This window comes from Olsenella sp. KH1P3, from assembly GCF_900167315.1.
Lineage (GTDB): Bacteria > Actinomycetota > Coriobacteriia > Coriobacteriales > Atopobiaceae > Olsenella_J > Olsenella_J umbonata_A.
This window is the reverse complement of the sequence record NZ_FUWQ01000001.1, coordinates 287,503-300,187: the sequence shown is the minus strand read 5'-3', so window position 1 is coordinate 300,187 and position 12,685 is coordinate 287,503. Positions and strand designations below refer to the sequence as shown.

Here is a 12,685-nt window from a genome sequence, read left to right as displayed (position 1 = left end):
CCTTTTGCCTTGCCTCAACTAGTTCTCCGCATCCTTCTTGCGAGCCCGCTTCCTCTTCTCCATCACGACAGGAATCAGCCTCGTAATGATTCGATACCTCGCCATGGGGAACGGATGCATAAGTGCGTTAAAGACGTTCCACGCAACGAAATAGCCACGCCACCCCTGCTCCATCCCGACTCCCTTATAAGGCGTCGCGCCAAGGTAGCGCAGGTACTCATCGCGATAGCGATGCTTGTTGCCCTCGCGCCAGGGACGTTCCTCACCAAGATAGTGGATGATAGCGGGCTTGCTGGTGCCGCGCTTGTACTCATCCTTGCTGTAATAGGGAACTCCTCGCATGAGGGAATTGAGCGTCCTGTAATTGTAGAAGACGTAGGAGTTGCACCAGTTGTAAGCAGGAGAGACGGCCTTGATGCGCCCCTTGAGCACGATGTTGATGGCATCCTGGTCGTTCGCAAACAGTTTGTCCCCGTTCTCGAGACAGTAGTCCACGATCTTCCGCTCTATCCCCTCTTCCCTCCAGCGCTTGAGATCAACGAGGAGCACGCCAGCGTTGAAGTACTGCGAGCGTGCGAGCCCAAGGGCCTCGAGTCTGTCCCTGTCAACGGTTGCTTCGATGCATCCGGCAATGACCTGATCGCCCTCAAACTCAGTGTTCCAATAGTCTTTGAGGCTTGAAAGGACAATGGTGTCGCCATCCAAATGCAGCACCCTGTTGACGCCCTCGGGAAGGAATCTAGCCATTAGAAGGCGCGAGAGGACGATCTCGCTCCAGCCAAATGTATCAAAGTTACCAAACGCTTCCATGAAGCCGTCGATGGCGATGATGTCGATTGAGCGTCCGAATTCTCTTGCGACTCTGCGCAGGTTCTCGGCAGCCGTCGAGTTAAGGGCAAGACCAAAGATATAGAAATGAATGTCCTCGACGTCCCTGTTGCTATCGCACAGCGAGGCCATGCTCGCGCAGACCTGAGGGGCAAAATTGCTGTCAAGCTCATACAGAATGTTCAAGGCTAACCTCTCCCCTAGTAATTCCAACTAGCTTCGAACGGACTGCCGCTTTGCAAGCTTTGCAATCCTCGCACATGCAATGGTCAGACCGGCTGCCATCGAAATGACCACGACAAAGTTAATGCCATTCATGCCGAATAGCATCTCAAGAGGAATAACGAGCGCAAGCGAAACCGCAAACGCCGCCGCATCGGTAACCAGCAGCCCCTTCATGTCCCTACAGACAATCAGCACATCCGAAAAGAGCCAAAGGAACGCGATGAGGCCCGTACCGACCAGCACCATGGGGAACAGATACACGTAGTCCGTAATCGACTGTCCGTATACCAAAGGCAGCAAAACCGGTCCAGCAAGCGAAAGGCCAACCGCAACGAAGCCAACCACAGCCAGCATAAGGAGAGCAGCCTTCTTCAGATACGAAATGAAAGAGCCCATGTCCCCAGACGCCCATCGCTCGGCAAGCGGAACAAGAGACGGCGAGTAGAGGAAGCGAGCCATGGCCTGAACCAGCACGGCAGGAGTTGCAACCGCGGCGTACAGACCAAGCTGGTCGACACCGAAGGCATAGCTGTAATACTGCCTCGCAACAGAGACAACCATACTAATAAGTAACGTGGCAACAACCATTGGCCAGCACTCGAACAGAAGACTACGCGCATCCGCCCATGAGATCGTCGGGCGAAGGGATGCGAAGCGAAGGGCATGTGGAATGTCATACATAACCGTCACCAATGCGCAGGCAACAAACATCCCGAAGACGGCAAGATCAATGCTGTGCGCAACGAAAAGCGCGCACGAGAAGGACAAGACGATCAAGACACCGCGAAGGAACTGCGACACTCCAATGTAGTCCATCCTCTCCGCACGCTGGTCAACGCCGTAAAGGACGTCAGAAAATGCCTCGTCCACCTTAAAGAGCAGATAGATGAATACCGTCAGGAATATGGAAGGTCCACCCGAGACGAACAGCGCGTACGGAGAGACGAGAGCAACGCCGATGGCAATGGTGAGAATCCTAAACGCACAGTAGTTGGCATGCGTATAGCGACCCTCAACGTCGGACACCTGAAAGGTTCTCATCGAATAGGTTCCTATGGGGTTAAACATCACGCCCACAGTCATGGCCAACGCAAGAATGCCTGAATCGGTATACCCCGAAAGGATAACCACAAGGACGGTAGTGAGCCACTGGCACCCCTGGTACATAAGGCTCCCAATGGTGTTAAAGAGGATGTTCCTCCTCAGCGACACGGGGGCTGGGACGCCTTTGGTGGAAACCTTACCAGACCTATCTTCCGTCATATATATCCTCAGCGTTCAATTGCTTGCGTTGCATCGGCATACTCGCCAGCGCAAATCAGACCCATAAATGATAACCCCCTAGGCTGAGCGTCCTTACTCATTCCACAGCGGAAAGAACACGAGAAGGCGGTGCGCCAAGCCATAGCACACCGCCTCCAATATTCTTCCAGCGAGAAGGGCTTACCACTCCATGGCAGGCTGGACCTTCGTCACGCCCGGTACGTGCTCCATAAGGATGCGCTCGATGCCCTCGCTCATGTCGATGCTCGAGAGCGGGCATCCTGCGCACGCACCCTGCATCTCAAGGGTAACGACGCCCTGGTCGTCGACGTTCACGAGTGCAACGTCGCCGCCGTCGGCCTGGAGACTCTGGCGAATCACGTCGAGGGTAGCCTCGAGGAGCTCGACGTTGACGGGGGTCTTGGCGTTCTCTTGCTTGGTCTGGTTCTCTGCCATGTCTAAACGGTCCTTCCTTGCCCGGTGGGAGCGAGCAAGCGCGCCCGCTGCTCTCGGCGAAATCCCACCGCGTTACTTTCAATTGGTTCAAGTCTACCCATTCGCCCGCGCTGCTCAGGCGAGAAACCCAAACGACATTGGGAGGTCTAGGCGATTCCCGCAAAGAGGTGGCCCGAGACCGAGCCCTGGGCGCGGGCGGCGGGACGTCTGCCCTGGCGAACGGCCTCGACCGCACGCACGACTCGCTGGACGGCAAAGGCCGCCTCGTCGGCGTCGAGCAGAGTGCAGTCGGCCATCAGGCGGCTGACGCCGGCCGCAAGGAGCTCGGTGGCCTGCGGAGTCGCGTCGAGCGGGTGCGCCGAGTAGATGCGGCTGCGCCCCTGCAGGTCGGTGCGCACGGGAAGGAGCGAGCCGTCCTGGTCACGCAGCGAGTTCTTCTGCTGGCGCAGCTTGCAGCGCGCGCATTCGTGGATGCACCTATTGGCCGCCTGCAGCACGCAGTGCTCGCTGGTCATGGCACGCGTGCGACCCGAGACCACAAGCCCGACGGGAACCGAGGAGCGAGGCGCGAGGGCGCAGATCTCCTCGAGCGTGAGCTCGGGAGACAGCCAGAATCCCTGGGCCCCGGCCCGCTCGAGCTCGACCAGGCAGCTCTCGTTGTGGACGGGAATGCAGGGGCGAACCTCAGCCGCGGCACCACGCTCGACGGCAAGCGCGAGCTCGCTCACGTTGCCCACGCCGCAGGCCCTCCCCTCGCGAACGAAGGGGTCGAGGCGCTCGTGGTCGCACTCGCGGCAGACCTCGTCCAGCCAAGGCACGACTTGCACGCCCTCGGGCCAATCCGCGTCGCGGTCGGCCAAAAGGGTGTCCGCCGTCGCATAGATGCGCGTGGCGCCGGCCTCGGCAGCCGCACGGGCAACCGCGGCGGAGGGGACGAGTGCGCAGACCTCAGCCGAGGCGTCGCGAGAGCCAGGAATGGCGATGCCGCACGTCCCCCTCTTCTCCGAGGACGCGGCCGCAAGCTCGTCCACGGACGGAACGGAAGCCAGGTCCCGCTCGCGCACGGAGGCGCTCGATGGCCCAAGGATCTTCTGCACGAGCAGCTCACAGGCGGCCGCGCGCACCTTGTGCACCGCCGAAAAGCCCATGCCGCAGCCCTCGTCGAGCTCGACGTCAAAGGAGACAGGGTCAAAGGGCGTCTGTCCCATCCGGCCCACGTGCTCCACAAGGTCGCCCTCGCAGACGGCCTTGGTCCTTGCAGGCTCGACGACGAAGCCCTCGGCACGAGCGATGATGCCATCAAGCGTCTCGAGCTCCACGCAGAAGGGCTCCCCCTGCCTGGCAAGAACGCGGACGGCAACCTTGCGCTTGGGGGCGTCTTCGCCCTTGGCGGCTCGCGCTCCGGCGTCCATCGCGGCCTGGGACCGGATGACGCGCACGGGTGCGCCGACCTCCATGGGTCGGGAGGCAATGCAGGTGATGGTCGCACCGGCGTCGGCGTCGTCCTGGGCGTGGACGGTGAGGAACTGGGTGGGGTCTGCGATGGGGCGAACCTCGAGCAGGTCACCCTTGCCCACGTGGCGGTCGAGCACGATGTCGACCTCGGCGCGCGTAATGGTGCGGAATCGGTCGCGGCCGCCGGCACGACCACCTCGCTTGACCTTGGAGCTTCCCAGGTCACGGGTCGCGATGACCTTGCCGACGAGCTCTCCACGGTTGTTGGAGCGCTCGTAGCTCATCATGTCGTTGTCGGAGCGGTGGTCGAGGTAGCTGTTGGTAAAGTCACGATTGAAGGCTCGCTTCAGAAGCTCGCGACGGGCATCCTCGCTCCCCTTCGGAGGAATGCGGCCCGCATCAAGGTCATCAAGCTGGGCGCGGTACGCCGAGATGACGGAGTGGACGTAGTCGGGGGCCTTCATGCGGCCCTCGACCTTGAGCGAGCCCAGGCCTGCCTTGGCAAGGCGCTCGACGTCGTCGAAGGTGCAGTAGTCCCTGGGGCACAGCGGCCGGTCCCAGCCGACGGGCGCGATGCGCTTTCCATCCTGGTTGACCAGCTCGTACTTCAGGCGGCAAGGCTGTGCGCACAGGCCGCGGTTCGCCGAGCGGCTACCGGCGAGCGAACTCATCATGCAGACGCCCGAGTAGCAGAAGCAGAGCGCCCCGTGTCCGAACCCCTCAAGCTCCACGCCCTCCCGGGCAATGCGCTCGATCTCGGCAACGGAAAGCTCGCGCGAGAGCGTGACGCGGTCGACACCCAGGTCACGGCACCAGGCGGTTCCCCTGGCATCGTGGACGTTGGCCTGGGTCGACACGTGAACCTCGATCTGCGGCCACAGGCGTTGGATCTCGGAGAGGAGCCCCCAGTCTTGGATGATGAACGCATCGGCACCGAGCAGCCACGCGCGTCTGACGAGCGCCAGCGCCGCCGGCATCTCCTCGGTCCTGATGACGACGTTCTCGGTGACGTAGACGCGTGCGCCCACAAGGTGCGCGGCGCGGCAAGCCTCGGCGAACGTCTCGTCCGTGAAGTTGCGTGCTCCGCGGCGAGCGTTGAAATCGTTGCCCAGGCCGCAGTAGATGGCATCCGCCCCTGCCGCCAGGGCAGCGTTGAAGGGCTCGGGGCCACCTGCCGGCGCCAAGAGCTCGGGTACGGAGTGGTTGTCTCTGAACTGCTTCTTTCTCATGCCTCTGCCTTCGTAGCGGGGAACACTCGTGTGGTATCCAGCTGGAAATTATGGGGTTGACTAGGCATTAGGTATAATTCATCCGAAGCGCAGACAACTTCGTTCTGGAGTTCTTACAGTGAAAATCCTTGCAATTGTTCCTGCCTACAATGAAGAAGAGTGCCTCGAGTCAACCATCGCGGAGCTCACCTCGACGTGCCCCGACGTCGACTATCTCGTAATCAACGACGGGTCAAGCGACTCGACAGGACCCATCTGCGACAGCCTCGGGCTCAACCACGTCGACCTTCCCATCAACTGCGGCCTCGCATCCGGCTTCAGAACCGGCATGAAGTACGCCCTCAGGAACGGCTACGACGCAGCCGTCCAGATCGACTCGGACGGGCAGCACATCCCATCGTACATTCCCGTGATGGCAGAGGCCCTCTCCCAGAAGAAGGCGGACGTCGTCATCGCGTCCAGGAATCTCGCAGGTGGAGGGGCCGTTGGAGCTCGAGGCATCGGCGCAAAGCTCATCACCGGACTCATCAGGTTCGCCTCCGGCCAGGTCATCTCTGACCCGACGTCTGGAATGCGCATGTACAACAGGAAGATGATCGAGAAGTTCGCAAAGAGCTTCGACCTCCAGCCCGAGCCCGATGCCATGGCATACCTCATCCGCAAGGGCGCGACGGTCGTCGAGGTCCCGGCAGAAATGCGAGACAGGCAGGGCGGAACGAGCTATCTCAACTTCTTCAAATCAATCTCCTACATGGCCAGGACCTGCCTGTCCATCATTCTCTTCATCTGGTTCAGATAGGACGGTAACCATGTCATCCCTGCTCAGAGTCATCCTTGCAATCGGGGCGTTCGTCGCCCTGGGTGTGGTAATCAACCGCGTCAAGAAGGGCAAGATCCGTGTCGCCGATTCGATCTTCTGGGTCGTGTCCGCAGCCGTCCTCGTCGTCGTCGCGATCTTCCCCGGGATAGCGTTCTTCTTCTCGGGACTTCTGGGGTTCCTCTCCCCCAGCAACTTTGTCTTCGTCGTCATCATCGCCCTTATGCTCATCAAGCTCTTCAGCCTGAGCTGCGAGCTCTCGCGCCAGACGAACCGAATCGACGAGCTTTCCCAGGAGATCGCCCTTCACAACAAGAAGACCGACGGCGATTAGTCAATAAGCGTGTTGCATCAAAGCCAAAATCAAAGCGGCTGGCATCAAAAAAGATGTCAGCCGCTATTTACATGCATTGGTCTCAAACACAATACCCCATAAGACGAGGAGGGCGCCCTTGGGGACGCCCTCCTCTACTGTTCAGTTATAGGTGACTTTACACCAGCTTCGCCCAGCGCTTCTTGCCAGACTGGACCGTGGTGCCCGCAGAGAAGAGCGTGGGATCCACGTTGTAGCTCTTCGGCGCAACGGGCTCGCCGTTGACCTTGACGCCACCGCCGTCGATCAGGCGACGGCCCTCGCCGGCGGACTTGCAGATCTCGAGGTCGGCCAGAAGCTTGGCCAGGTAGACCTTGCCCTCGTCGTTGGTGACGACCAGGCTCATCGGGAACTCCTTGATGTCCTCGGGGACCTCGTTCTTCTTGAACTGGGCGTCGAAGGCGTCCTCGGCCTTCTGGCCCTCGCCCTCGCCGTGGTACAGGTCGACGATGTTGCGGGCCAGCTGGCGCTTGAGCTTGTAGGGGTCGGCGGTGCCATCCTCGAACGCCTTGTCGATGGCGTCGACCTCGTCCACGGGCAGCGTGGAGCACAGGCGGAAGTACATCGGGACGATCTCGTCGGCGATGGACATGAGCTTGCCGTACATGTCGTTGGGGGCATCGGTGAGGCCGACGTAGTTCTTGTAGGACTTGGACATCTTCTTGTGGCCGTCCAGACCCACAAGCAGGGGCACCGTAAGGGCGACCTGCGGCTCCATGTCCATGGAGCGCATGAGGTCTCGGCCGGCAAGCAGGTTGAAGATCTGGTCGTTGCCGCCCATCTCAAGGTCGGCCTTGATCACGACGGAGTCGTAGGCCTGCAGCACGGGATAGATAAACTCGTGCAGGCTGATGGAGAGGCCGTTGGTGTAGCGGTTGTGGAAGTCCTCGCGCTCGAGGATGCGCGCGACGTTGAACTGGCTCATGAGCTCGAGCATCTTGCTCAGGTCGAGGGGCTTCAGCCAGTCGCCGTTGTGGACGATGGTGGTCTTCTGGGGGTCGAGCACCTTCATGGCCTGCGCGACGTAGGTCTTGGCGTTTGCCTCAACCTGCTCCTCGGTGAGGGGCGGTCGGGTGCTGTCGCGACCGGAGGGGTCGCCGATGAGCGCCGTGCCGTTGCCGATGATGAGCGTGACATGGTGACCGAGGTCCTGGAACTGGCGCATCTTGCGCAGGGGCACCGCGTGGCCCAGGTGCAGGTCGGGACTCGTGGGATCGACGCCCAGCTTGATGTTGAGGGGCTCGCCCTTCGCGAGCTTCTTCTTGAGCTCCTCCAGAGGAACCACCTGCATGGTTCCAGACAGGATGACCTTCAGCTGCTCATCTACGGAAAGCACGTTCTTCTCCTTTGGGTAAGTCGGTAGCGCCCTCGACAATCAGGCGGCAAAAGGGACGCCCCAGAGCCGCGCGGCCGACCATCGGTGCTGTTACAGAGACACGAATATAGAGAATACCGCAGACTTCGCGGGGCGGCATTTGGGAATGCTATCCTTTTCCCAAACAACTGGTCATTCACGATATCTTCCGCAGGAAGGTCACCAGGAGGCAGCATGGCGCAGGATGCCAACACTTCCATCAAGCTATTCGTCTCGACCCACAAGGGCGGGGTCCACTTTCCCGACAACGAGCTGATCTGCCCCATAGAGGTGGGCGCCGCGCTCCATGCGCAGAAGCTCGAGGGCATGCTCCACGACGACGAGGGCGAGAACATCTCGCAGAAGAACCCGCGCTACTGCGAGCTGACGGCCCAGTACTGGGCGTGGAAGAACGCCGATGCCGACTACTACGGCTTCATGCACTATCGCCGCTACCTGAGCTTCGATCAGAGCCAGCACTACCCCACCAACCGCTTTGGCGACGTCCTGATGGACGCCAACGACGACGCCACCCTGGCCAAGCTGGGCTACGACGACCCCGAGGCCATGCGCAAGCTCATCGAGCAGTACGACCTCATCGTTCCCGAGAAGGGCGGCTTCCAGGGCAGCACCACCATCGGCTATGCCTACTACAACTCCTGGGAGCAGAAGAAGGAGGACCTCGACTGCGTGATGGACATCATCGCGGAGCGCTACCCGGAGTTCAGCGGCATCGCGAAGGACTACCTCAACCGCAGCGAGGGCTACTTCTGCAACGTCTTCATCATGAAGAGAGACCTCTTCCAGGCATACTCCACCTGGCTGTTCGACATCCTCGAGGAGCACGAGAGGCGCCGCGCCGAGGCCCTCGAGAGCTACGACGTCACCAGCAACCGCGTGAGCGGCTACCTAGCCGAACGCCTGTGCGGCATCTACCTGACCTGGCTCATAGAGCAGAAGGGCGTCAAGTACACCACGCTGCAGCGCGCGCTGTTCGCCGACGTCGACGAGGCCCAGACCCTCGAGCCCGCCTGGGATGCCTCCAAGGAGGAGTCAGAGCCGGTCGCGCTGGTCTTCTCGGCCAACGACTTCTACTCCCCCTACCTGGGAGCGCTGCTGAAGTCCGTGGCAGACAACTGCTCTGACCACAGGAAGTACGACATCATTGTCCTGCACGAGGACTTCACCCAGAAGAACATCGACCTCATGCGCCAGATGGTGGAGGCTCCCAACATCAGCCTGCGCTTCCTGAAGGTGACCGCGACCATGCGCGCCTACCAGAGCAAGCTGTACCTGCGCGGCCACTTCAAGGTCGAGACCTACTTCCGTCTGCTGCTTCCGCAGATGCTGCCTGACTACCACAAGGTGCTCTACCTTGACGCCGACATGATCTGCCTGCACGACGTGGCCGAGCTCTTCGACACCGACGTCGAGGGCTGCCTGGTTGCGGCCGTGCGCGACCCCGACACCGCGGGCCTCTACAACGGCGCTCCCCACAGCGGCACCGACGCGGTCGCCAAGAACAAGTACATGGACGAGATCCTCAAGATCAAGCACCCCTATGACTACTTCCAGGCCGGTACCATCGTCTTCAACCTGGACGAGTGGCGCCGCGCCTACACGCCGGAGGAGATCTTCAGCTTCGCCTCGTCGTACGACTGGCAGCTGCTTGACCAGGACGTCCTGAACTACCTGTGCCAGGGTCGCGTCAGGTACGTCGACATGGCCTGGAACGTGATGATGGACTGGGTGGGCATCCGGATCAAGGACATCATCATCCGCGCGCCGCGCGACATCTACCAGGCATACATGGCATCACGCAAGAACCCCTACGTCGTGCACTTCGCGGGGCCCGAGAAGCCCTGGAACAGCCCCGCCTGCGACTACTCCGAGCACTTCTGGAGATACGCCCGCCAGACGCCGTTCTACGAGGTCGCACTGCACCGCATGTGCCAGGCGCCCGCGAACGACAAGGTTCCCGGCTCGGGCAAGCTCACCCCGAAGGAGTTCGCGTACCAGAAGGTGGCCACCCCCATCGTCAGGTTCTTCCTGCCGCTGGACAGCAAACGCTTCAAGAAGGCGCGCAGCATCTACCGCAAGATCCACCCGCGCGGCGAGAACTACTAGGGAGGGCGCGGCAGACGAGCCGACGCCCCCTCCCCGAAACCGAACGAGCAAGGTCCCCGGCAGCCTGGCTGTCGGGGACCTTGTGGCATCAAGCACTATGGTTGCGCACTTCTCCGACGCGCGCGGCGTCGCACGGGCAAGAAGTGCCCGCTAGCGCAGGTGGAACTGCGCCTCCCACTGGTTGAAGTTCGGGTTGATAGAGGGGTCTCCCGCCACGAAGCGCTCGGCATGGCGAGCAGCAAGGATGGCGTACTCCCTGAGGAAGCGGGCCTGCTGGCGCGTGTCGGTGGACTCGCGTCCGCGCGACGAGAACTCCTTGTGGTAGAGCACGGCGTAGGGCGTGTACGTGACGGCATATCCCGCGTCGCGTGCGCGCAGGCAGAAGTCGCCGTCGTTGAAGGCGACGGCCAGAGCCTCATCGTAGCCGCCCAGCTCATCGAAGACCGAGCGACGCACCAGCTGGCAGGCACCCGTGACCATGGTCGAGTCATGCGGCAGGCAGACGTTGCGGTCGTGGTCGACGAGGTTGGCCGGAGTGGTCTCGCCCAGGTGCATGAACATGCCGTTGGGGTTGTACGCCATGCCGGCGTGCTGGATGAGTCCGTCGGGAAAGACCAGCTTGGCACCGACGACGGCAACCTCGGGGCGCTGCGCGAGGGCCGCGACGAGCTCCTCGATCCAGTCGTCCGCAATCACCTGGGTGTCGTTGTTCAAAAACAGCAGGAGGTCGCCCGTGGCGCTGCGGGCCCCCTCGTTGACGATGGCGGAGTAGTTGAACGTGCCGGCGACCTCGGGCCTCCACGTCACCACCCGCACGCGCGAATCGGCCGCGCTGACCTCGTCGTAATAGTCGAAGGTTGCCCGCGAGGTACTGTTGTTCTCGACCACGACGACCTCGAAGTCGGGATAGCTGCTCTTCTTGAGGATGCTCTCGAGGCAGGGCCTCAGAAGGTCAACGTGATCCTTGCTGGGAATGACGACGCTCACCTTGGGAAGCGGGCTCGGCAGCTCGTAGCGTACACGCAGGCTCTGGGGCACGGGGCCGTCTTGCACCGTGGCGCTCACGCCGCAGCGCCCGAGATGTCCCTCGAGCGCGACGCGGGCCGCGACCATGTCCTCCAGGGAGCGGTCCTCGCGCGCATGGTAGAGCACGCGCGGCACCTGCACGACGGCGGCCTCGAGCTCGAAGGCACGCAGGGCGCGCCAGTAGCCGCTCGCGCCCGCGCACTCGCCGGGCACGGGGCCCATGCGACGCAGGAGCTTTCCCGAGACCATCTGGAGGCTCCCGATGTAGTTGTGGGAGCGAAGCTTCTCGAGGTTGGGGCAGGTCTTGAGGCGGGGCGAGAAGAGCCTGCCCCCGGACAGGCGGTCCTCGTCGCAGTAGAGGAACTCTGCCTGACGGTGCCGGCGGATGCCCTGGTCGAAGCACTCGAGCGCATCGGCCTCAAGGAGGTCCCCGGAGCGCACGAAGCCGACGTAGTCCGCATCAACCTGCTCGAGCGCGGCGACCTCGAGCTCGCCGCGCGGCGCGTCCGCAACGACAAGCGACCTGATGCGGCCGTCCTCTTCCACGCGAGCGGCGACTTCGGGCTCGGGCGCGACGGGACCGACCAGGACGGCCTGCCAGCCCTGGTGGGTCTGCCTGAGGACGGAGTCCAAGGTCTCGTAGAGCTCATGCTCTTCTCCCCTGGCATATGACACGACGAGGGCGAAGCTCGGGTCATCCGGATGCTTCGGGCGCGGCTGGCACGAAAGGTTCGCCTTGCGCTCGCGCACGAGCCAGCGCTCCCACTCGTCGGCGTTCGCGGCGCCCACGGGCGCCTGGCCGAAGGTGCGCAGGTGCCTGCCGATGCGGGCGGGGCAGATGGACGTAAAGTCGCGGTTCTCGCCGAACTCGCCCAAAGACGTCGCCATGACGAACGTGTCGAGCCCCTTGGGCAGGACGGCCGAAAACGTCACGATGCGGCGCGATCCGTCGTCGACGCCCGAGGGGACCACCTGGTCCTCGAGCAGGCAGAGCCTGAAGTCGACGGGCCTCATGGAGGAGTCGAAGACCCTCAGCTCGGGCTGCTCGCCCTCGCAGGGGAAGGCGAAGGTCACGCTCGTGCGCCAGGCAACGCTGCCGTCCGGGAGCGGCCACGCGCCCAGGATGGTTATGGGCGAAGGCGTGCTGGAGCAGCGCTCCTCGCTCCCGCGCATCAGGCGCGTTCTCTCGGGCGTGCACGTGCTCAGGAAGCGTGACTGGAACTTGCTCGTCACGCGCGAGAACACGAAGGACGCCAGTGGAGCGCCCTCGAGCGAGCCCAGGCGCACCTCCACCCTGAGGTCGACGGCGAGCAGCGGGAACGCGAGCACCCAGGCCTTGAGGCTCCCCTGGGAAAGCGACGGCGGGCAGCTCTGGGGCATCGTCTTGACCGGAACCTCAACGCCCTCGGGCGTGCGAGCCACGCCGACGATCCTCGGAAGCGACTCGGCGGTCCTTACAAGGGCGTAGCCGTAGCCCTCGCCACGGCACACGCCCTCAAGCCTGAAGTTGTCCGTCCGCCTCGCCATGCGGC

Annotated in this window: 9 protein-coding genes; 3 read left to right on the top strand and 6 right to left on the bottom strand. The window is 62.4% G+C overall.

Features of this window, described 5'->3' with window-relative positions; translation table 11 throughout:
* Positions 1-18 precede the first annotated feature (18 nt).
* From B5D13_RS01305 to B5D13_RS01290, 4 genes are all read right to left on the bottom strand, one after another.
* The gene (locus B5D13_RS01305; protein ID WP_159443959.1) at positions 19-1,014 is read right to left on the bottom strand and encodes a glycosyltransferase family 8 protein; all 996 of its coding nucleotides are present in this window, start codon (positions 1,012-1,014) and stop codon (positions 19-21) included.
* Positions 1,015-1,041: 27 nt separating this feature from the next.
* Positions 1,042-2,316, bottom strand: coding sequence for a lipopolysaccharide biosynthesis protein (locus B5D13_RS01300; RefSeq protein ID WP_078686486.1), 1,275 nt, complete (start codon positions 2,314-2,316; stop codon positions 1,042-1,044).
* A gap of 180 nt (positions 2,317-2,496) precedes the next feature.
* Positions 2,497-2,772 carry a NifU family protein gene (locus tag B5D13_RS01295; RefSeq protein ID WP_078686485.1) on the bottom strand — a complete coding sequence of 92 codons (276 nt, stop codon included), beginning with the start codon at positions 2,770-2,772 and terminating at the stop codon, positions 2,497-2,499.
* A gap of 146 nt (positions 2,773-2,918) precedes the next feature.
* Positions 2,919-5,456 carry a U32 family peptidase gene (locus B5D13_RS01290; protein WP_078686484.1) on the bottom strand — a complete coding sequence of 846 codons (2,538 nt, stop codon included), beginning with the start codon at positions 5,454-5,456 and terminating at the stop codon, positions 2,919-2,921.
* Positions 5,457-5,574: 118 nt separating this feature from the next.
* Here B5D13_RS01290 and B5D13_RS01285 point away from each other — a divergent pair, with 118 nt between their 5' ends.
* Both B5D13_RS01285 and B5D13_RS01280 read left to right on the top strand, forming a co-directional pair.
* Positions 5,575-6,255, top strand: a complete 681-nt coding sequence (locus B5D13_RS01285; RefSeq protein ID WP_078686483.1) for a glycosyltransferase family 2 protein — start codon at positions 5,575-5,577, stop codon at positions 6,253-6,255.
* 10 nt (positions 6,256-6,265) lie between these two features.
* The gene (locus B5D13_RS01280) at positions 6,266-6,607 is read left to right on the top strand and encodes a DUF2304 domain-containing protein (protein ID WP_078686482.1); all 342 of its coding nucleotides are present in this window, start codon (positions 6,266-6,268) and stop codon (positions 6,605-6,607) included.
* 157 nt (positions 6,608-6,764) lie between these two features.
* On the opposite strand, the gene tyrS is transcribed toward B5D13_RS01280, so the two are convergent.
* The gene (tyrS, locus tag B5D13_RS01275) at positions 6,765-7,982 is read right to left on the bottom strand and encodes a tyrosine--tRNA ligase (RefSeq protein ID WP_078686481.1); all 1,218 of its coding nucleotides are present in this window, start codon (positions 7,980-7,982) and stop codon (positions 6,765-6,767) included.
* 213 nt (positions 7,983-8,195) lie between these two features.
* Between tyrS and B5D13_RS01270 the strand changes: the two genes are divergently transcribed.
* Complete coding sequence (locus B5D13_RS01270) at positions 8,196-10,127, top strand: DUF4422 domain-containing protein (protein WP_078686480.1); 1,932 nt, start codon at positions 8,196-8,198, stop codon at positions 10,125-10,127.
* A 150-nt stretch (positions 10,128-10,277) separates the two neighbouring features.
* Here the strand turns inward: B5D13_RS01270 and B5D13_RS01265 are convergent, their stop codons facing one another.
* Positions 10,278-12,680, bottom strand: a complete 2,403-nt coding sequence (locus tag B5D13_RS01265; protein WP_078686479.1) for a glycosyltransferase family 2 protein — start codon at positions 12,678-12,680, stop codon at positions 10,278-10,280.
* Positions 12,681-12,685: the final 5 nt, after the last annotated feature.

What these genes read in the sequence shown, in the direction of transcription:
- B5D13_RS01300 (WP_078686486.1), bottom strand. Translation starts at nt 2,316, where the DNA reads ATGACGGAAGATAGGTCTGGTAAGGTTTCCACCAAAGGCGTCCCAGCC.
- B5D13_RS01295 (WP_078686485.1), bottom strand. Translation starts at nt 2,772, where the DNA reads ATGGCAGAGAACCAGACCAAGCAAGAGAACGCCAAGACCCCCGTCAAC.
- B5D13_RS01290 (WP_078686484.1), bottom strand. Translation starts at nt 5,456, where the DNA reads ATGAGAAAGAAGCAGTTCAGAGACAACCACTCCGTACCCGAGCTCTTG.
- B5D13_RS01280 (WP_078686482.1), top strand. Translation starts at nt 6,266, where the DNA reads ATGTCATCCCTGCTCAGAGTCATCCTTGCAATCGGGGCGTTCGTCGCC.
- B5D13_RS01270 (WP_078686480.1), top strand. Translation starts at nt 8,196, where the DNA reads ATGGCGCAGGATGCCAACACTTCCATCAAGCTATTCGTCTCGACCCAC.
- B5D13_RS01265 (WP_078686479.1), bottom strand. Translation starts at nt 12,680, where the DNA reads ATGGCGAGGCGGACGGACAACTTCAGGCTTGAGGGCGTGTGCCGTGGC.